General features: G+C 52.5%; 19 protein-coding genes. 14 read left to right on the top strand and 5 right to left on the bottom strand.

Annotated features, from left to right (window positions below; all coding sequences use genetic code 11):
• Positions 1 to 3 precede the first annotated feature (3 nt).
• Entirely contained in the window at positions 4 to 2,247 is a 2,244-nt protein-coding gene (locus ACH5Y9_RS04790) for a hypothetical protein (RefSeq protein ID WP_445368713.1), read from the top strand.
• Between the two features lie 336 nt (positions 2,248 to 2,583).
• Here the strand turns inward: ACH5Y9_RS04790 and ACH5Y9_RS04785 are convergent, their stop codons facing one another.
• A complete protein-coding gene (locus tag ACH5Y9_RS04785; RefSeq protein WP_445368712.1) occupies positions 2,584 to 3,249 on the bottom strand; it encodes a hypothetical protein in 666 nt (221 codons plus the stop codon).
• A 305-nt stretch (positions 3,250 to 3,554) separates the two neighbouring features.
• On the opposite strand from ACH5Y9_RS04785, the gene ssb reads away from it, so the two are divergent.
• The 9 genes from ssb (at position 3,555) to ACH5Y9_RS04740 (ending at position 12,369) form a co-directional block, all read left to right on the top strand.
• Positions 3,555 to 4,055 carry a single-stranded DNA-binding protein gene (gene ssb, locus ACH5Y9_RS04780; protein ID WP_445369872.1) on the top strand — a complete coding sequence of 167 codons (501 nt, stop codon included), beginning with the start codon at positions 3,555 to 3,557 and terminating at the stop codon, positions 4,053 to 4,055.
• A gap of 142 nt (positions 4,056 to 4,197) precedes the next feature.
• Positions 4,198 to 5,247 (top strand): phage recombination protein Bet, encoded by a 1,050-nt coding sequence (bet, locus tag ACH5Y9_RS04775; RefSeq protein WP_445368711.1) that lies wholly within the window; start codon positions 4,198 to 4,200, stop codon positions 5,245 to 5,247.
• Between the two features lie 175 nt (positions 5,248 to 5,422).
• Positions 5,423 to 5,758 carry a hypothetical protein gene (locus ACH5Y9_RS04770; protein ID WP_445368710.1) on the top strand — a complete coding sequence of 112 codons (336 nt, stop codon included), beginning with the start codon at positions 5,423 to 5,425 and terminating at the stop codon, positions 5,756 to 5,758.
• Positions 5,755 to 6,756 carry a YqaJ viral recombinase family nuclease gene (locus tag ACH5Y9_RS04765; RefSeq protein WP_445368709.1) on the top strand — a complete coding sequence of 334 codons (1,002 nt, stop codon included), beginning with the start codon at positions 5,755 to 5,757 and terminating at the stop codon, positions 6,754 to 6,756. Before ACH5Y9_RS04770 ends, ACH5Y9_RS04765 begins: the two co-directional genes overlap by 4 nt.
• 351 nt (positions 6,757 to 7,107) lie before the next feature.
• A complete protein-coding gene (locus ACH5Y9_RS04760; RefSeq protein ID WP_445368708.1) occupies positions 7,108 to 7,320 on the top strand; it encodes a hypothetical protein in 213 nt (70 codons plus the stop codon).
• A 109-nt stretch (positions 7,321 to 7,429) separates the two neighbouring features.
• Entirely contained in the window at positions 7,430 to 8,371 is a 942-nt protein-coding gene (locus ACH5Y9_RS04755) for an AAA family ATPase (RefSeq protein WP_445368707.1), read from the top strand.
• A gap of 2 nt (positions 8,372 to 8,373) precedes the next feature.
• A complete protein-coding gene (locus ACH5Y9_RS04750; protein WP_445368706.1) occupies positions 8,374 to 9,135 on the top strand; it encodes a hypothetical protein in 762 nt (253 codons plus the stop codon).
• 120 nt (positions 9,136 to 9,255) lie between these two features.
• Positions 9,256 to 10,461, top strand: coding sequence for a DUF3150 domain-containing protein (locus ACH5Y9_RS04745; RefSeq protein WP_445368705.1), 1,206 nt, complete (start codon positions 9,256 to 9,258; stop codon positions 10,459 to 10,461).
• An 84-nt stretch (positions 10,462 to 10,545) separates the two neighbouring features.
• Complete coding sequence (locus ACH5Y9_RS04740) at positions 10,546 to 12,369, top strand: VWA domain-containing protein (RefSeq protein WP_445368704.1); 1,824 nt, start codon at positions 10,546 to 10,548, stop codon at positions 12,367 to 12,369.
• Between the two features lie 19 nt (positions 12,370 to 12,388).
• Here ACH5Y9_RS04740 and ACH5Y9_RS04735 read toward each other — a convergent pair whose 3' ends face one another.
• Together ACH5Y9_RS04735 and ACH5Y9_RS04730 are read right to left on the bottom strand one after the other, a co-directional pair.
• Positions 12,389 to 12,715 (bottom strand): type II toxin-antitoxin system PemK/MazF family toxin, encoded by a 327-nt coding sequence (locus ACH5Y9_RS04735; protein WP_445368703.1) that lies wholly within the window; start codon positions 12,713 to 12,715, stop codon positions 12,389 to 12,391.
• Positions 12,712 to 12,969 carry an AbrB/MazE/SpoVT family DNA-binding domain-containing protein gene (locus tag ACH5Y9_RS04730; protein WP_445368702.1) on the bottom strand — a complete coding sequence of 86 codons (258 nt, stop codon included), beginning with the start codon at positions 12,967 to 12,969 and terminating at the stop codon, positions 12,712 to 12,714. Before ACH5Y9_RS04730 ends, ACH5Y9_RS04735 begins: the two co-directional genes overlap by 4 nt.
• Before the next feature lie 332 nt (positions 12,970 to 13,301).
• Here ACH5Y9_RS04730 and ACH5Y9_RS04725 point away from each other — a divergent pair, with 332 nt between their 5' ends.
• Entirely contained in the window at positions 13,302 to 13,835 is a 534-nt protein-coding gene (locus ACH5Y9_RS04725) for a hypothetical protein (protein ID WP_445368701.1), read from the top strand.
• Here the strand turns inward: ACH5Y9_RS04725 and ACH5Y9_RS04720 are convergent.
• Positions 13,813 to 14,187, bottom strand: coding sequence for a hypothetical protein (locus tag ACH5Y9_RS04720; protein ID WP_445368700.1), 375 nt, complete (start codon positions 14,185 to 14,187; stop codon positions 13,813 to 13,815). The genes ACH5Y9_RS04725 and ACH5Y9_RS04720 overlap by 23 nt on opposite strands.
• Positions 14,188 to 14,352: 165 nt before the next feature.
• Here ACH5Y9_RS04720 and ACH5Y9_RS04715 point away from each other — a divergent pair, with 165 nt between their 5' ends.
• The 3 genes from ACH5Y9_RS04715 to ACH5Y9_RS04705 all read left to right on the top strand — a co-directional run bounded on the left by ACH5Y9_RS04715 (position 14,353) and on the right by ACH5Y9_RS04705 (position 17,112).
• Entirely contained in the window at positions 14,353 to 15,015 is a 663-nt protein-coding gene (locus ACH5Y9_RS04715; protein ID WP_445368699.1) for a hypothetical protein, read from the top strand.
• A 162-nt stretch (positions 15,016 to 15,177) separates the two neighbouring features.
• Complete coding sequence (locus ACH5Y9_RS04710) at positions 15,178 to 15,663, top strand: hypothetical protein (RefSeq protein WP_445368698.1); 486 nt, start codon at positions 15,178 to 15,180, stop codon at positions 15,661 to 15,663.
• Between the two features lie 333 nt (positions 15,664 to 15,996).
• Complete coding sequence (locus ACH5Y9_RS04705; RefSeq protein WP_445368697.1) at positions 15,997 to 17,112, top strand: Fic family protein; 1,116 nt, start codon at positions 15,997 to 15,999, stop codon at positions 17,110 to 17,112.
• Between the two features lie 3 nt (positions 17,113 to 17,115).
• Here the strand turns inward: ACH5Y9_RS04705 and ACH5Y9_RS04700 are convergent, their stop codons facing one another.
• Positions 17,116 to 18,294 carry a tyrosine-type recombinase/integrase gene (locus ACH5Y9_RS04700; protein WP_445368696.1) on the bottom strand — a complete coding sequence of 393 codons (1,179 nt, stop codon included), beginning with the start codon at positions 18,292 to 18,294 and terminating at the stop codon, positions 17,116 to 17,118.
• Positions 18,295 to 18,462 lie beyond the last annotated feature (168 nt).

The following is an 18,462-nucleotide window of genomic DNA, read 5'->3' as shown; positions in this document are numbered from 1 at the left end:
CGGATGCGAAAATCGGTCGAAAGACGAATTGCATTATTATGGCAACACTCTTATAGAACCCAATACAGGCTTGGAGTGTGGAAGCTTCGATATGGCAATATCGCTTTTTATGCCGTGCTTATCCTTCTTGTATCTGCAAGCGCCTACCTGTCTCCGGTTCTCCAATATGCGCTTGCCAGCTATTACTCGACCGGACCAACGCTCGACAGTCTGCGCGGCCTGATCCTGAATGTAGGAAGCGCGCTTATAGGGGCCGCTGCGATCGTTACCTCGCTCGTAATGTTCGCCATGCAGGTGAACATCGAGCGCATGCCTCACGGACTATTTCGCCGTCTGAGTTCAGATCGGAAGTTGCTCGGTGCGTTCGCGTTGGCATTTCTTCTGGCAATAGGCGTTGCAACCTTGTCGACCTTTGTCGATCAGGCCCGGCTGGCGCAGGTTCTGCTCGCAGCCTCATGGGCAGTCGTATTCATTCTGATCTGTTTCATGTACGCCTATCGCCGCGCCTTGATTCTCATCAATCCATTGCAGCAACTAGGCATACTCATTCAAGATACTCGTAAGGAGCTGCGGATATGGGCTCGACGAGCCAAACGCTCGATACCGCTGCTTGAATGCGATGAACCTCCAAGTTCCACGTCGTCACCAATGGATTCCACGCACGACTTGGCCCGTACCTCATTTTTCCAGATCAACCATCGTTGGACCAATGGCACAAAACGCGCGATTCGGCATGCGATGTCGTTTGCTCGGCGCTATGCGGAACAGGGGGATTATGAAGTTTCAGGCGTAGCGCTGAACGCGATTGTTGTCATCAATGCCGCCTACATCAATGCCAAGGGTAAAACGTTCTATGCCAACAACCCATTCATCGAAAATCCTTTCGCCAGTGATGGCTTGATCAACGACACGCTGGAACACCTGCGGCAAAACGTGGAGAGTGGGATTGCACGTAGGGATGAGCAACAGATCGAGCAGACACTACAAGCTATGGCTTCACTGGTTCGGGTTTATCTCGGAATTGATTACTCAAGCCCGTATGCATCGAAAAGCCACGCGCAGCTCGCAGCTGGATACCTTGCAAGTGCGGTTCAGTCCGTGGTTCCTCATAGCATGGCCGATGTTCTTTTAGAGGGGCAGCGGCTCATGGGGCAATCTGCGCAATATCTTCTCGCCCATGGCGATCCAAATAACATAGCAACACTCAGCGAAAAAATTGCTTTGATTGCGTGTACTGGCTACGCCAAAGAGGACTATCGTCCAGTGACGATGGAAGGCATGAATCAGCTTTCGAATCTCACCCTTGATCTACTTCGCTCTGGGAGCCGCGACATTCACTTCGCCGTTGGCGAAGTCCGCCGAGATGTCGCCATGGTTGCAAAGTTGTTTCTTAAAGTGGTTGATACGCCCTTGTCGAACAGCCATAGCACGTTTCTTGGGCCGTACTATTCGTCAACAAGTACACAAAGCTTGAAGGTGCGGCTGACGGAATTGGTGAATGCGCTATCTGAAGCACAACCTGATAATGCAGATGCCCAAACGGTTATACGAAACATTGAGCGTTGGGCGAAAGGTCTTTACCAGACGGAAAAGGAGTTGCTTCTTGCAGCAATAGAGGTGAAGTCCCATTTCACTTTTGACATGATTCACTGGATCACCGGCGTGACGGAAATCCTGTTGGCAGTATCAAATGCACCCGCATGTGACCATAGCACCCAAGATGAACTTCGGAAACACGCACACTGGCTGATCGCAACATTAACCTGGATTCCTGATGACAAGGAAACGGTTACGTTCGTTGAAAATTTCCAGATGACCGAGACCTTGTTTGAAGCCGCTGTCAATGCTCGAAATCGTGGTTGTGATGAGATCGCAAGGGAGATTGGAGAAAGCCTCGTATCCTGGACATTCAAAGGTGGGAGATATCAAACGGGCTGGGGAGTGCTTGAGACGGGACTTTGTGCTCTTACAGTATTCGCTGTCAATGGTGGTGATGATGAGATTTCTAGACTCAGAGTCGCAGTGGTCTCCCGATTGGCAGGTCAAGCAGCACCGGAGCATGAAATCCGCGATCGAACTGCCAGAGATATTAGGGAACGAGCTGCAAACCTATACAGACCGGGACACTGGTCATCACGGATCGAAATGGCAATTGCTCAAGCCGATCACGAAAAATTGCGCCCGCTTCTTGAAGAAATTGCTAACTTCCTGTCACCAGGCATTAGCCGCCCGACGCCGACAGTCTGATGTCAGTGGGACACCAAATTAGAAGGACTTTTGCTCAGCGGCAAGCCACTAGACTAGACTAGACAGTGTCATACCGCCCCATTGCCCAGAGCCTGAACTCCTGACAAGCAGCAGGCCTGTCTCGTGGATTGACTCACCGTCAAAGTTTAGAGTGCTGAAGCCGTCCGACGCCAACATTTAGCGTGACGTCTACGGTGGTTACGAACCTATTTTTCGGCTCGGTTGCCAATACCGATCTAAAGTCTTCAGTGGCTGTCGGATGCTCCGGTATGCGAAAATGCCAAAGCCCGCTCTTCGATAGCGGCACGCTCAATCATATTGCCCCCGGATTAACGCTCATTGCCCACTCGCCTTATCCGACTCGGTCTCGTTGACCAGTGAATACTCATTCTCGGAAAGCTCCGCTGGCTCATCCAATAATCCTGATTCCTGCCGGGCCAATCGTACTTCCTCCCCATGTCCTTGTTCATACGCTGCCTGGTGCGCATGCCGTTCCATCGTCACAATTTTATTCGCTAGTCTCTGCAACCGCTGCTGCCACTGATAGCGAGCCTCGATGCAATGCTTGTTGGAGATGACCTGGCATAACCACAAGGTGTCCATCACGATCATCAACTGATCCAGCAAACGAATCAACTCGACGAATTGCGCAATCTGGGGCGAGGCAATCTTCGCCACGAATTCCCTGGGATGCGTGTACGTGGGTGTTTCGCTGATGCCGTTGTCGGCCTTGAGTTTTTCCAGACGTAGTTTTTCCTGCTGCAGCTGCTCCGCACATTCGGCAATCATCTGACTGACGAGGCTTTCGATTTCATCGACGGTTTCCTCCCGGCCGATGATGCGCAGGATCACGTCGATCGCGTACAAGGACACCATCAACCGGTGATAGCTGTTACGAATGACGCGAATGGCTTGTTCGCTGTTGATGTTGAACGTACGCTCAAATATCGGGCGACTGATCGTGTGTCGTTTGCTTTTGGGTTGAACCGGACTTTCTGCCATGTCAGCACCTATTTGGGAGGGTTAACGATCGCCCAATCATACGGTGTCTGTTTCTAATGCCTGTTCGCGAAATCTCGATAATTGTCGAGCTTTCGCGAACGACTCTTCTAAAAAATCTGCTCCAATGGCATCACATTTCATGACGTGATTTATCCCGTCATGATCCGACTTCGGTCGGCGTTCCGTTTTTAAGCGGCGACGGTGGTTTCCATCGGCGTGTCAGGTGCGTCAAGCCTGATGTGACTATTGATTGTGTTTACCCTGCCGGGCGTATCGATTCCCAGCAGGGGTTTCGGCGTGCCGGCATGCCCATCGCCGCGCCGTTGGGTATTGTTATCGTTGAGTCGGGCGCGGCCGACAGGAGGAATGTCATCATGGCCAATCGCGGCGTGAACAAAGTCATCTTGCTGGGCCGGCTCGGCGCCGATCCGGAGGTTCGCTACATGCCAAACAACGGCGGCAAAGTCGTCGCCATCCGTTTGGCAACCAGCGAAGTCTGGAACGATCCCAAAAGCGGCAAACAGGAGCGGACCGAATGGCATCGGGTGGTGTTTTTCAAAAAACTCGCCGATACCGCCGAGCAGTATTTGCGTAAAGGTAGCCAGCTCTATATCGAAGGCCGTTTGCGTACCCAGCAATGGGGCCAAGCGGGCGATAAGCGGTACCGTACCGAAATCGCCGCCTTTGAATTGCAGATACTGGATCGCCCCAACGCATCGGCACCCGCAAACGGTTCGTCATCATCGCCTGCGGCCCCTGAGGACGCCGAGTGGGATGACGACTACAGCGATATGCCCATCCATTAAGCCCCGGCGCGCCGATTATTGGCGTTCGTTGGTTTAACGGTTACACATCCGACCCGTTTCAGGTTTCGGTATTTCAATCCCCTGGGGAACTCCATTCCCCGGCGGGCGATGGCGTTCCCTTTTTTATTGAAGGAGACTCACCATGAGCCAAAACAACCGCAACACCTTACCCAAAACTCGTGACCTGCCGATGCCGACTGTTGTGCAACAAAGCTATGGCCTGTCGGAGCAATCCTGGAAAGTATTGACCGAAGTGACCTTTCCCACGGCCAAAACCCCGGAAGCCATTCTAATGGCATTGGATTATTGCAAGGCGCGCAAACTCGACATCTTCAAAAAGCCGGTGCATATCGTGCCGATGTGGAGTGCGGCTTTAGGTCGCAATGTCGAAACCGTCTGGCCGTCCATCATGGAAATCCAGACTACCGCGTCCAGAACTGGCGTCTGGGCTGGCATGGATAGACCCGTCTGGGGTCCCGATGTCACCAAAACCTTTACCGGTCGCTACAAGGACGACAACGAGCAATGGCAGGAATCCAGTGTCACCGTGACCTTTCCCGAATGGGTGGCGGTCACCGTATACCGGATCGTTAGCGGCAAACGCTGTGCTTTTACCGAGGAAGTGTATTGGCAAGAAGCCTATAGCACCGCCGGTGGCAAAAACTCGCAAGTGCCGACCGCGATGTGGATCAAACGCCCCAAGGGGCAATTGGCCAAGTGCGGTAAAGCGGCTTCGCTCAGGGCTGCCTTTCCGGAGGAATGCGGTTATGCCGCCGAGGAGATGGATGGCAAAGCGTTAGATGACATTACTGACGGTAACGTGATCGATGGCAGTGCCACTGTTGTGAATGAGGCGGCTGGCAATGACGGTGATGTGATTGGCGCAACTAGCGTTGATGCACAGCGCGTGATCGACTTGTCGCAAATCCATCCCAAGGTGCAAAAAGCGGTCGCTGAACTAGTCAGACGTACTACGGCGGCCGGTGCCTGGAAAGCGGCCTACGACTATGCCAATCAGAAGTTTAAAGGCATCGATCTGACCTTTGCATTAGCCGAGCTGGATATGGTATCGGAGGTTGCACCCAAAGCAGCACAAGCTTTGGGCCAAGCCGACAGTACTGCCATGCCGCCATTGTCACCAAAAGAGATGGCAATGAATCAAGCCCGTCAGACTTTGGGTGCCAACGGTTAGTCATTTTGCGGCACGGGGCTATCCCGTTGCTTAATCGGGCAATCGGCCAGGCTTTTTTCATTCTGGCGTTTGCTGGTTTTCCGCGGCCGTCCCATTCAACCATCACCCATTCAGGGCGTCATGACTCGCCCGTGTGGGGATTCATGATGCTCTGACTTTCTTATAAGGAAAGATCATGAATGCAATCGATCAATCATTGAACCGCGTGCCCTGTCATACCGACTGGCAACGTTACGATTCACCCACCGTATTACGCCGTCACGGCCGTGGTTTTCTGGAACGCCTATGGCGACCTCAGACCGGCGAACCGAATACGCAGCCCTTGAGTCGCCCGGAGTTAACGACGCTGGCCGAGAGTTTTGGCGGTGTGTGTCTGCCGGCGCAAGACGATCTGCTGTTGCTGTTCGGCGATGGCCATTGGGCCCGGCGTTGCCAAGCCCAGTTGCACAAGCTCGGCATTGAGACCGTGCGCTTCGGTTGTCAGGTGCAGTTGACCGGATTCTCGCGATGAAGGTCATCGACGTTTCGCAACGTTCGGACGCCTGGCGGCAGTGGCGCTTGCAAGGCGTCAGTGCCAGCGAAGCGGCCATTGTCATGAATCGTTCGCCTTACAAAACCCCGTGGCGCCTCTGGGCCGAGAAAATCGGCCTGGTGCTGGAAGCCAGCCTGGACAACAACCCGTTGATCCGCGCCGGCATCCAGCAAGAGCCCGAGGCTTTGCAACGCTTCGAGGACAAACACGATCTGATGTTGTTGCCGCTGTGTGGTGAATCGGAACAGTATCCCTTGATGCGAGCTTCGTTCGACGGTTTGTCCGAAGCGAATAAACCCGTCGAAATCAAATGCCCGCACGAGACCACGTTTCTGGACGTGCTGTTGAACCGGGAAGCCTCGGCTGCCTATCAGTTGTATTGGTGCCAGGTGCAACAGCAATTGCTGGTCGCCGATGCTGAGCGCGGTTTTTTGTTTTTCTATCACCAAGGCCAGGACGTGGAGTTCGAGATTCAGCGCGATGAGCGCTTTCTCACTGAACTGGTCGAGTCCGCGATGGATTTCTGGTCGGCGGTCAAATCGAAAAAGGAACCGAACAAGGATCCCGAACGCGATTTGTACTTGCCCAAAGGTGATGCAGAACAGCAATGGCAGCAATTGGCGGCCACGTATCGGCAACGAGCGTTGACTATCCTGGATCTGAAAAGCCAACTCAAAAGCCTGGAGGATGAACAGTCTCAGATTGAAGACACCTTGGTGGCATTGATGGGCGATTACGTGGCCGCGGAGCATTCCGGGTTACGTATCAGCCGCTTTCAAAGCCAGGGTGCGATCGATTACAAGGCGGCACTGCAAGCCTTGCAACCGGATGTTCAGGCTGAGGCGCTGGAAGTCTATCGAAAACCATCGACTACGCGAGTCCGAGTGACCTGCCGGGATGATGACGGTAAACATGCCGAGGTGCCGTTCGATGCCCAAGCCTTGAAAGACTTGGCGGGTGTGGACTTTTGGTTTTGAGTTTTGGTCGTCTTTCCAAGACATCCTGTAACCCTAGTGGTTACGGGATGTTCATTGATTGACGTCAGCCGGCCAAGATAATTGACACCGGCCATGTTATCGAATCATTAAGTTCTGGCCTGTCGGTTTTAGGCTGGGCTTTCAAAAAAGTCCAACCCAAAGCCCGCATCGTTCAGGCATTCCCTTCGTGGAATCCCGAATCCGGTTTCGACCGGCGTTCCGTTGTTAAGCGGCATGAGCGTTTGCCTCGTGTGCCAGGTGCGTCAAGCCTGGTGTTTTTAGTTTGTCCCGTTGGGGTTCATCACCCTTGCGGGAACCGGTGACCCCTTTTATCGATTGAAGGAGGTCACTATGAATCAAGACTTTTGGAAAACTTTGCACGGCTGGCTAAACGTTGCGCATAGCAACGACATCCAGGCCAAAAAGCGTTTGTTGCTGGAACTGCATCGTCAAATCTCGGACCCCGGTTTGAGAAGCGACATTCTTCGCATCCTGCGTTTGATGGATCGGGAGCTGTTGGCCCGCGCCGAATGGGCGATGTACTGCGTGATGCAGTTGCGTTAATTTCTTTATCTGCCCTGGTTAGCCAGGGTTTTAATCACCCGTTGGGGCTCATCACCCCTCGGGGCGGTGCGCCCCTTGTTTTCTGAGGCTAGGCCTCGAGGAGCTCACCATGTATCAAACCTATTCCATTGCCGACACCTTCGGCATTCAGGCCCCGGCTTCCATGAAAGTGGAAGGCTTTGTCCCGGCCAATAACCCATATGTACCGGCTATCAAGCCCTATGTGTTTCGCAAGGATCACTTGCGGGATGTATTGGCGTTTTTAGGCGCACACAATGGCGACGGCTTATACCTGACCGGTCCGACCGGTTCAGGAAAAACCTCGTTGTTGGAGCAAGTCGCGGCGCGTCTGCATTGGGGCGTGCATTCGGTCACCGGTCACGGCCGGCTGGAACTGAACGATCTGCTGGGCCAATACATGCTGGTCGACGGCGGCGCGATGAAGTGGATCGACGGCCCGTTGACTCTGGCGGTTCGCTTAGGGCACGTACTATTGATCAACGAAATCGACGCGATTGATCCAGCCGAGTTGATCGGTTTGAATGAAATCGTCGAAGGCAAGCCTTTAACGATTCCGCAGACCGGCGACGTGATTGTCCCACATCCCAAGTTTCGTTTGGTGGCCACCGGCAATAGTGCTGGCAACGGCGATCAGTCGGGCTTGTATCAAGGGGTGTTACGGCAAAACCTGGCCTTCCTGGACCGGTTTCGTTTGATGGAAGTCGGTTACCCCGAGCCCGAAGACGAAATGAAACTGTTGGCGGATGTGGTGCCGACCATGCCGGAATCGGTACGGGAAAGCATGATCAAAGTCGCCAACCAGATTCGTAAAGTCTTTATTGGCGGCGCGGATGGCGGCGGTATGTTGTCGGTGACCTTATCGACGCGCGGTTTGGTGCGCTGGGCAACCTTGGTGGCGACCTTCAAAAGTGCGCCGAATGCCCTCGCCTATTCTCTGGATCGTGCCTTGACGTTCCGTGCAGAACCCGCCGAACGCGAAGCGATTCATCGCATCGCCAAGGATGTGTTCGGGGACGATTGGGCGGTGTAGCCATGACAGCCTGGACCTTATACCGTCATCGCAATGCTGACGGCAGTTCCAAAGACTGGGCGGTCCGAAGTAATTCGGATGGCAGTATCACCACCCGCTGGGGCAAAACGGCCAATCGATTGCCGGGCGTGAGCAACCGTTACGGGATTCAGCAACGCGATATCGAACGGCAAAAACAGGCCAAGGGCTATGAATGGGTTGGTTTGGTGGATATTGATGTGAACGGCAACGTACGGTTTCCAGACACATCCTCGTCGACCGCCCCATCCGTTCCAGAGGCAACAGCCATCCAGTCTCCGCCAGTCGTGGTCGACACGCTGTATTGGCATATCGATTGTCGCGCTGGACACGCTACCTTGCTCGACATGGGTATCGCGTTGCGGCGTTGGCTGAGTGATCTGAAGGCCTGGTCTCAGGCTCAAGGACTGGCTGCAAGTGACTGGTCCGGTTGGCAACGGTTGATCGATGCCGGCTTGGGCGATGAGGCCTTCGATCTCAGCGGGCAAATCCACCTCGAACACGGGGTGTTGCCTTGGCTGTGGTTGATGGCCTTAAAGCATGCGGCATTTCCCGGCGTGTCGGTTGGTATTGCCACCGAAAACGGCCGCGAAGTGTCGGCAGAGCTAAAAGCCGAAACCGAGGTATTGGCATTATTCGATACCGACGTCGAGACCATACGTCCATTGGCGGAAAACTTGGGACTTCTGAAACCCCGACTCGATCTGGCGTTGGCCATGGCCGATCAAACCGATCACTGGTTTTGATTGGCTTAAGGCTAAGCCTTTTATTCCTGTATCGGGCTCGATGCAGGTTTTTAATATTCACCCGGAAGGGGCCCATTTGCCCCTGTGGGGTCGGTGTGCCCTCTTCCTAAGGAGGTACACATGACACAAACCCAACTTATTCTGGACCAAGTGGTCTTGGTCAAAGTCGACGCCACGATTTACGGGGCGCGTAAGAAGCTCAACAAAGAGGATCTGGTCCTGGCTGATGGTAGCAAGTTGCCGCCGGAGGATTTGGCCAGTTTGGGCTCGAAACGCTTGCTCGATCCGGATCGACTGTCGGTGTTCAACCGTTTGAAGAAGGAAGCCGAACGCATTTGTTTACGCGTCGGCACCCGATTTCTCGGCGGATTCATCGTACCGGTCGCGGCAGCGGCGCAGGTCACGACGGAACTGGACCGGATTGCCGGGGACTTTGCTCAGGCGCGGGCCGAGTTTTTGGCTGGCTACGATGCCGCGGTACAAGACTGGATGGTCAAACATCCGGAATTTGCCGGCATCATCGAGAAAGCCATCGACTCGGTGGCCTTGGTCGCTACCCGCTTGGCGTTCGATTATCTGGTGGTCTCGGTCGCTTTACCCGAACAGATGCCCACACAGGAGATCGAACGCCTGGAAAGCAAAATCGGTTCGTTGAGCGAGCAGATGTTTCATGAAATCGCGGTGGATGCCAACTTGCTGGTCGAGCAATCGTTACTCGGCAAGGAACAAGTCACCCGCAACGCGCTCAGGCCGATCAAACGCATCCGCGACAAACTCGATGGTTTGAGTTTTTTGGATCATCGTGTGGCGCCGGTGGTGGCCACCATTGACGACCTGCTCGGCAAGATCCCGAATCGGGGTACGATCGAAGGTAGTTTGCTACAGGAGATTCTCGCCACGGCAATGTTGCTGGCCGATCCGGATAAAACCCGGCAGCACGGCGAAGGCTTGTTGGCGGCGCAAGCTCCGGTATTAGAGAACGATGCTGACGTTGATCTTGGTATTGATGTTGAAGAAACCGTCAAGCCAGAGGAATCCGAGCCATCCGTGCTGCCAGCATATCCAGCTTCTGTTATCACTGAAACGGCTGAAAACGATCCTGATTTTACCGATCTGTTTGACGGTATCTTTGACGATGAACTCGATTCGGAATTGGCAACGGATGACTGGGCGCTGGAGGTTTTGCTGGATAACCATCAGTCCGATCTGCAAACCAGTCATGGTGTCGAAGAAGACCATGATTCGAACCACGCAGCAGATCCGGCAACGGTGACGGCATGCGGCGACGAGGAAGCGGACGATTCCGACCAGGATTACTGGTTCTGATCGCACGCCATTCAACACTTCACCCACTGGGGCGTACCATGCTCCGCTGGGGTCATGGTGCGCCCCTAACATTTGGAGCACACCATGAAAAATAGAACCTTACACAACGCCTTCCCCATCGTTGCGGCGGCCATTGGCAATCGCTTTGGCGTCAAAGTCAGTGTCGGTGGTGATCAAGCCTATACCGATGGAAAATCGATTCAACTTCCGGCCTATGAAGGCGACGATCCGGATTATCAGGAGATTGCCTGGGGCCTGTTAGCCCACGAAGCGGCTCACATTCGTTATTCAGATTTTACGCTGTGCTACGGTAATTCAGTATTACGCCGGCGGCTCTGCAACGCGATTGAAGATGTCCGCATTGAGCACGAATTGGCCAAAGACTTTCCGGGTACCCGACTAACCATACGCACGGTCATCGAAAAGATGATTGCCAAAGGCGACTTTGTCGCCAGTCGTATCGACGAACATCCAGCCAATATTCTGTACAGCTTTATCTTGAAAAGTTTGCGAGCCAGGGTGTTGGGTCAAACGGCGTTACGGCCGTTGGTCGAGGAAACTGAAACCGCTTTGAAGGCAACGTTTCCCATCGGCGCGGTGACGCGGCTGAAAGGCTTGCTGTCCGAAGTTCCGGAGGGCTTGCATTCTGAGTCCGATTGCCTGCATTTGACCGATCGAATCCTGACCATGATTGAGCAGGAGTTCGAGCAACAGCGGCAGCGCAATCAGGCACAGCCCACGGCAGATGAGGAAACCACTCCTTCTGAACCGGATGAGACCGATCAGGATGCTGAATCAGCCGATTCAAATGATACGGAAAGCCCGGATTCCAAGGATGATACGGAGTCCGATGAACGATTACCCAACGACATTGATGACGAATCGTCTTCAGAATTCGGTGGTAACGATGCATCGAATCCGGAAAATCCTGACGTTGAACAAGCGACGTCATCCGAAAGTGCTTCACCCAAGCCGCAATGCGAAGATGAAGAAAATGCGGAGATTCCCGATCCTATGGCTGTCTTGCAAACGCTGTTGTCCGCCGGAGATGGAGACATAGAGCAAGACCTTTTCGAATCACTGAAATCGGCGTTGTCGTTGACGGCGGAAAACGTGTCGGAACTGCTGATGCCCAGTGGCCACGAACCACCCATGGACGAGCGAGCCGGTACGTTTTTACTGCGCAAGGTGCAAAGCGAATCAGGAAAAATCCGCGCCGCTTTGCAAGGCTTGGTGCAATCGCAAACCCTAAACCGCTCGCAACATGCGTATCGTGGACGGCGGATGGATGGCAAACGCTTACACCGTTTGCCGCTGGGTGAAACCAAGCTGTTTCAGCGCAAACAGTCCAAGGCGGCACCCAATACGGCGATCCATCTGCTACTGGATAAATCGGAAAGCATGGGTTACCAGGTCACCGATAGCCAAGGGCAACCGATGGGATCGCGGATGCCGATTGCACTGGAAGCCACCTTGGCTCTGACCTTGGCTTTTGAAGGGATTCCGGGCGTCAATCCCGGCGTCACTGCGTTCCCTGGGCATCAGGATGATTCGGTGTTTCGATTGCTGGATCATGGTCAACGCGTCAATGCCCGAACCGGTGCCTTTTCGCTGACCGCCACTGGCAGCACACCGATGACCGAAGCGATTTGGTTTGGTGCGGCATCACTTCTGCGTTGCCGGGAGCCGCGCAAGGTGTTGATGGTGATGACCGATGGTCAACCCAACGACACCCTGAGCACACTGGAACTGTTACAGCGCTGCCGCGATAGTGGAATCGAAACGGTCGGCGTGGGATTGGGATTGGATGTCAGTCATCTGTTCCCGATTGCCATCACCATCAATGATCTTCCAGAACTGAGAACACAGCTGTTCGAGCTCTCGAAAGCAGTGTTGTTGGCGGCTTAAATACGGAGGAAGATTTCGCTTACTCGAACAAGGTCGATAGTCGTGCCAGTACGTCATCCATGATGGCGTCCGGCACGCTATCGACCCATCGGGCTTGACGAGCCGCCAAATCGAGGACGCGAGGTTGATCGCAGCGAATCACACCGGTGGTTTTGATATCGGTCAACGGGACCGCAAATCCCAGGCGACGAGCGAAATCACCGCCCGTAGTGATGGGTAATACCACCGGCAGTTTAGTGACCTGATTGAACTCATCCGGAGATACGATGACTACCGGCCGGCTACCTTTTTGTTCATGGCCGGCGGTCGGATCGAGCGAGACCAAATAAATATCACCACGCTTCATAGCAGTTCGTTACCCACCGCTGGCGTATCGACCCATTCGCGCTCTTCGTTGGACAGGGGTGCGGAATAATCGGAATTGGCCAGTAATTCGGCGAGGGTGTAATGCGGCTTCGGAGATGGCTCTACGATCAATCGGCCATGATCGATGACTAGGCCTACTGTAGCGCCAGGTTGCAAGTGTAATTGTTCCAACAATGCCGGAGGAACCGCCAACATGACCGAGCCGCCGACTTTTCGAAGATTGGTGGTGTGCATAGTATCTCTCCGGGGATGGTTGTTATATAAAAATATAACATTAATAATCTCACTGCAGGCGGGTTTTTCCAATGGCTCGACGTTGCAAGTCCTGCATCGGAAAAACAGGCTCTTCATGCGTTCTTTTAAGAATGCTGAATCCGACTTTGGTCGGCGCTCCGTCATTAGGCGGCGAGCAAGGTGTTTCCTTGATCGTGTCGGGTGCGTTAAGCCCGATGTAAATCGCAGTGGTATTACCCTCTACAAATCTAAAACCCGCTTCGGGCGTCCATCGCCCGACCGGGTGCTGTTCATTCGAAGTGTTTTCTTTATTTTTTGATAGGAGAACTTCAATGAACTTTATTTTCGGCATCATCCTTTTGGCGATGTTTATCCTTGCCTTGCGAGTCCTTTGGGCAACGGCGTTGCAACTGCTGAGCGCATTGCAACACGCAGCTCAAACGTTTCACCGCTATCGTGTGCAGCGTTTGGCTCGTAACCGGCTACCGGTAGTCATGCCCCAAATCCGTCATGAGGTGGATTGGTTGGCCATGTCCGATTCCGTGCGCCAGGAAATTCAGACACGTAATCACGCTGTCAATCGTGAGGAGGTCAGACTGGAGGCACAATTACAGGCCAAGTTAAAAACCATCGAGATCTACGAGGCGGATATTCAAATCGCCAAACTGGAGCGGGAGTTGTTGAAAATCAAACCGGTGATCGACAGTCCAGAGCCTGAAGTCAAAAAAACTCGGCGCTCGAAAAAGCAGTCGGTTGCCGTCACTGAAACTACAACCCAGAACACGAAACATCCGGTTTCTCAGCTACGGGCTGCATTGAAAGGCAACGATTTATCGACGCCGGTCAGTGAGTCTGTCCGCCATTGAATACCGCAAGCGTCGCGCCGTTTTTTGTCATTACGGTGCGTACTGGCTTAGCCAAGTCAATCTTGGGTTCGTCGAAGCGAAAGCCATCCGGCAACAGCGATTGGAGATCCTCAAAGGTTTCCCGTCGCAATTGCCGGACATTGCTCAACAACGTCCAGGCTCGCTTCGGATCGTCGATATTTTGCAACACATCGGCTTCCGCGGCATCCAACTTCGTCAAAATTGTTTTGCAAAGATTTAACGCATTCAGTCTGGGATCGAGTGGTATTGCCATCGGTTTTCGTACTGGTTGCGTACTCTCGGTCTGCTCAAGACTGAGGAAATCAAAAATGCGCAAAATATCGTCAAACATGGCTATTTCTCTGCTATTTAATGAGTTTTAGTCACCATATACCGATTTTTGCGCGAATTCAACCCCGCTGTGTGAGCCAGATTTAGGCTCAATTCAGCGTTTTTAACCCTGCAGGAACCTCATCCTGTCGGGTGGTCGTTCCTGCATTTTTTGGAGGAGATGACCATGAAAACAATCAACCAACCTAGCGTTGGCACAACCCCTGCCGAAAACAGCACGGTTCGGTATCTGAATCAGTACCGCTGTGCCTACTGCCAAACCGAATGGGAGGATGAATGGGATTGCGCCTGTAACGATCGCTGCCCGGACTGCAACAAGGAAATCGAGCCTTATGAAAGCGCATTGATCGAGGGTGAATCGGCGGAAACCGAGTCCCCAGTCGAAGAACCCGCCTCAGCCAATGTCACGGCGGCGGCTATGAATCGGTTCTTCGTAGTCTCCTACGAAATCGACTATGTGCACCGCGTTTCGGTTGGTATCACTGCGGAGAGTCACGAAGCGGCACAACTGATTGCCGAGCAGGCATTCAACGATGCCAGCATTTGGGATGACACCGCGGCCATGCCGTTATTATCCGACGAATACCTTGAGTCGGGCGATGAAAGCCTGGTCTGGGAATGCGTGGCCGTTGAACAACGGCCGGAACCGGATCATTCGGTTCGGCAATTGAAGAAAGATCAAGCGGCCATGCAAGTTTGCCGCGGTTTGGTTGAAGCCTATCAACAAGGCGAAGCCAATGCCGGCAGTAATGAATGGAACGACTTGGATCAGTTAATACCTCTGGCATTACAAGCCTTGGGAAAACCCACACTGGAAATCCAACCCTAAAAATGCGCGCGGTATTTATGCGCGCAATTTGCAGAAGCCTGAGTTAGCCAAGTCATTCGATTCGGCGCTCATTTTCTCCACCCACACGGGAATGTCCTATTCCCGCTGGGGAATCGTGATGTTTCCGTTTTTGTATTGAGGACAACATCATGAAACAAATCTTTGAACACACCTTCGGCACGGGTCATTGCATCCAGTATCAGCGCTTGCCGTCCGGTACCTGTTATCACGCCGACACACCGGAACCGGTGGTCGAATTGTTGGAGCAGCTTCGCCATAGCCGACGCAAAATTCGGCTGTATTACGGCGATACCCAAACCGGCCAGTCCTGGCTCGATGAACACGATGTCATCGGCTGGATCGAGCCGCTCCACCGGCACGATCAAAGTACCATTGTTGATCGAACCGGGCGAAATCGGCGGTCCAGCATTATTGGACCACTGCATTGTCCGTATCGACAGTCCACGCCAGGTGCTTTACCAACATGCCGATTTTCGGGTTGGCGAGGTGGAACTGGTCAGAGGCGAGCTTAAACACTTGCCCTGGGAAATCTGGATCGACGGCAGCGTGCATGCCCGGTTCAATGTAAAAACCGAAGCCAGGCAATACCAGGACTTCATTCAAGGCCAGCGGTTTGCGTTGATCTGAAACGCCGTTTTATTCTGACACTCGGCTAAACCGAGTTTTTTCAAGATCCCCAGCAGGATGATTCAATCCCGCTGGGATTGAATCGGTCGCCAGGGGGGCTTTGGAGCACACCATGACAGACCGATTTAAACATTACCCCGTATCCTCTGCAGTCCATGCCAGATAAGGCGGTAACACTGGTAATACCAGAAATCTCACTTCACTATAACTTCAACAGTTACAGCGCTCGGGTTTGCTCAGAGTGGCACTACAGTCTTTAGTGATGTTTAAACAAGTCTTTTATAGATCATAAAATGCTATATTTGTGATCTATAAAATCGTTTTGTATTAATCATGCTCTGGAATTGGCAACTGGCCGATTGGCCGCACTTAACCTATAACGCGTCGCAGCTGGACGATTTTGAAAAGCGCTTATTGCTTGGCGCCGGCGTATCATTCGGCGCGGTGAAGCATTTATCCGAAGACGACAGACGACAGCTGACTATCGAGCTGATCAGCAATGAAGCCCTAAAAACGTCAGCTATTGAAGGTGAATATCTGAACCGGGACAGCCTGCAATCTTCCATTTGCCGCCAATTCGGTTTAATCACCGATCATCGAAAAGTCCCGCCGGCCGAGCAAGGCATAGCGGAAGTTATGGTCGATCTGTACCAACACTTCGCAACACCTATGACTCACGAGCAACTATACCAATGGCATTCCTGGATTACCGCCGGTCGCAACGATCTACTGGATGTAGGACGTTATCGAAGCCACGAAGACCCGATGCAAATTGTCTCCGGTCCCATTTACGCACCCAAAGTGCATTTCGAAGCGCCGCCGTCCAGTCAGATGGCGCGAGAGATGGATCAGTTCATTGACTGGTTCAATTGCACGGCACCCGACGGAAACACACCTTTGCCTGCATTACAACGCGCCGGGATTGCCCATCTTTATTTCGTTAGCATCCACCCGTTCGAGGACGGCAACGGTCGCATCGGTCGGGCGATTGCCGAAAAGGCGTTGGCCCAATGCCTGGGGCAACCAACATTAATCGCGCTGGCATTTACCATCGAACGCCACCGCAATGCATACTACACTGCCTTGGAAATGGCCAACAAGCAGATCGAGGTAACTGACTGGCTGTTTTATTTCGCCGAATTGGTGATGGCCGCTCAGGAATACACCCATCAATGGATCGATTTTTTAATTCAAAAAACCAAACTCTACGACCGCGTACGCGGACAACTGAATCCGCGTCAGGAAAAAGCCTTGGCCAGAATGTTTCGGGAAGGTCCAGATGGCTTTACTGGTGGACTCAGCGCGGACAAATATCGAAGTATTACGGGAACTCCTTCAGCAACGGCCACTCGTGATCTGCAGGATCTAGTCGCCAAAGGAGCATTGATTCGAACAGGCGAACGGAAACATACGCGCTACTATTTGAATTTAACCGAGCCACTGCCTTAAATTCTAATAATCCTGCTCGCAATACCTGGCCCAATCGGCCATAAGCTGCGATCGCTTTTCCATCAAATCCCCTCGGCGATACGCTGCCTCCGCCTGATTTTTAATCGTGTGGGCTAATGCCATTTCAACTACTTCATTGGGATAATGGGTTGTTTCAGCGGCCCAATCCCTAAAACTAGATCGAAATCCATGAACCGTCAGTTCCGGGAGGCCCATGCGTTTTAATAGTTGCAGCATGGCCATATTAGACAAACCTCTTTTTAATCCAGGAAACACAAATTCATTAGTTTTGAGTAGACTCATCTCCTGAACGATAGCCATTGCGCGAGTTGGCAAGGGTACTCGATGAGGTTTTTTGGCTTTCATCCGTTCAACGGGAATTGTCCATGTCTGACTGATCACATCTATTTCATCCCAAGTTGCGCCGATGGATTCATTGGTTCGGGCGGCGGTAAGGATAGTAAATTCAAGACATCGCGCGGCTACCCCCTGTTGATTTTTTAGCTTTACAATAAATTCCTTTATATCCGTGTAAGACAATGCAGCGTGATGCTCGACGTTTTGAACTTTGGATGGTTTAGGTAAAATCTTGTCGAGATGACCACGCCATCGAGCTGGATTTTCGCCTTCACGATATTTGCTTACAGTCGCCCAATCCAGCACCGTCTCGATACGACCTCGTAATCTGCTGGCCGTTTCATTTTTGGACGTCCAGATTCCTTCAAGACATTTAACAACCAATGCCGTATCGACTTCCGTGACCGGGAGTTTGCCAATGGTTGGATATGCGTACTGTTCTAGGGTATTCGACCATTGCTGAGCATGCTTAGGATTTTTCCAGCCATGGCGATTAATCTCAATGTAAGCGGCGGCACATTCTGCAAATGTCATTGATTTGGCAACGGACAAGTGAAGCTCGCGTTCAATTTTCCGTTTTTCCACCAGAGGATTCAGACCTTGTTTGAGCAGCTTTCGGTATTCAGATGCTTGCTCCCTGGCTGCTTCCAGCGAAATATCGCCAAAACTACCTAGACCAATCTCGGTAGCCTTTTTATTCCTGACAAATTTGAAAATCCAGCTTTTTGAAAGTGTCGGACTAACCTGTAGGTAAAGACCTCCACCATCACTGTGATAACCGGGAGTTTTGATTGTCACAACCTTGCGTGCGTTCAGCTTATTCAAAATCCGACTCATAAATCCTACCCTACTTCCTACCCTACTTTCGGCACCGGATTGGAGTATATTTTATCGAACCAAGCTGGACAATAAATTTATAAATTATGGTTTTTTAACAAGAATTTAGGACAAGAAAAAACGATATCGGACTTTTGTTAGGCGGACTAGCTCTCC

The organism is Methylomonas sp. BW4-1, assembly GCF_052474385.1.
The sequence above is the reverse complement of the archived record's forward strand: the minus strand, read 5'-3'. Positions and strand labels throughout refer to the sequence as shown.

What these genes read in the sequence shown, in the direction of transcription:
- ACH5Y9_RS04725 (WP_445368701.1), top strand. Translation starts at nt 13,302, where the DNA reads ATGAACTTTATTTTCGGCATCATCCTTTTGGCGATGTTTATCCTTGCC.
- ACH5Y9_RS04765 (WP_445368709.1), top strand. Translation starts at nt 5,755, where the DNA reads ATGAAGGTCATCGACGTTTCGCAACGTTCGGACGCCTGGCGGCAGTGG.
- ACH5Y9_RS04735 (WP_445368703.1), bottom strand. Translation starts at nt 12,715, where the DNA reads ATGAAGCGTGGTGATATTTATTTGGTCTCGCTCGATCCGACCGCCGGC.
- ACH5Y9_RS04785 (WP_445368712.1), bottom strand. Translation starts at nt 3,249, where the DNA reads ATGGCAGAAAGTCCGGTTCAACCCAAAAGCAAACGACACACGATCAGT.
- ACH5Y9_RS04745 (WP_445368705.1), top strand. Translation starts at nt 9,256, where the DNA reads ATGACACAAACCCAACTTATTCTGGACCAAGTGGTCTTGGTCAAAGTC.
- ACH5Y9_RS04750 (WP_445368706.1), top strand. Translation starts at nt 8,374, where the DNA reads ATGACAGCCTGGACCTTATACCGTCATCGCAATGCTGACGGCAGTTCC.
- ACH5Y9_RS04730 (WP_445368702.1), bottom strand. Translation starts at nt 12,969, where the DNA reads ATGCACACCACCAATCTTCGAAAAGTCGGCGGCTCGGTCATGTTGGCG.
- ACH5Y9_RS04755 (WP_445368707.1), top strand. Translation starts at nt 7,430, where the DNA reads ATGTATCAAACCTATTCCATTGCCGACACCTTCGGCATTCAGGCCCCG.
- ACH5Y9_RS04770 (WP_445368710.1), top strand. Translation starts at nt 5,423, where the DNA reads ATGAATGCAATCGATCAATCATTGAACCGCGTGCCCTGTCATACCGAC.
- ACH5Y9_RS04715 (WP_445368699.1), top strand. Translation starts at nt 14,353, where the DNA reads ATGAAAACAATCAACCAACCTAGCGTTGGCACAACCCCTGCCGAAAAC.
- ACH5Y9_RS04790 (WP_445368713.1), top strand. Translation starts at nt 4, where the DNA reads ATGCGAAAATCGGTCGAAAGACGAATTGCATTATTATGGCAACACTCT.
- ssb (WP_445369872.1), top strand. Translation starts at nt 3,555, where the DNA reads ATGCCCATCGCCGCGCCGTTGGGTATTGTTATCGTTGAGTCGGGCGCG.
- ACH5Y9_RS04720 (WP_445368700.1), bottom strand. Translation starts at nt 14,187, where the DNA reads ATGTTTGACGATATTTTGCGCATTTTTGATTTCCTCAGTCTTGAGCAG.
- ACH5Y9_RS04760 (WP_445368708.1), top strand. Translation starts at nt 7,108, where the DNA reads ATGAATCAAGACTTTTGGAAAACTTTGCACGGCTGGCTAAACGTTGCG.
- bet (WP_445368711.1), top strand. Translation starts at nt 4,198, where the DNA reads ATGAGCCAAAACAACCGCAACACCTTACCCAAAACTCGTGACCTGCCG.
- ACH5Y9_RS04740 (WP_445368704.1), top strand. Translation starts at nt 10,546, where the DNA reads ATGAAAAATAGAACCTTACACAACGCCTTCCCCATCGTTGCGGCGGCC.
- ACH5Y9_RS04705 (WP_445368697.1), top strand. Translation starts at nt 15,997, where the DNA reads ATGCTCTGGAATTGGCAACTGGCCGATTGGCCGCACTTAACCTATAAC.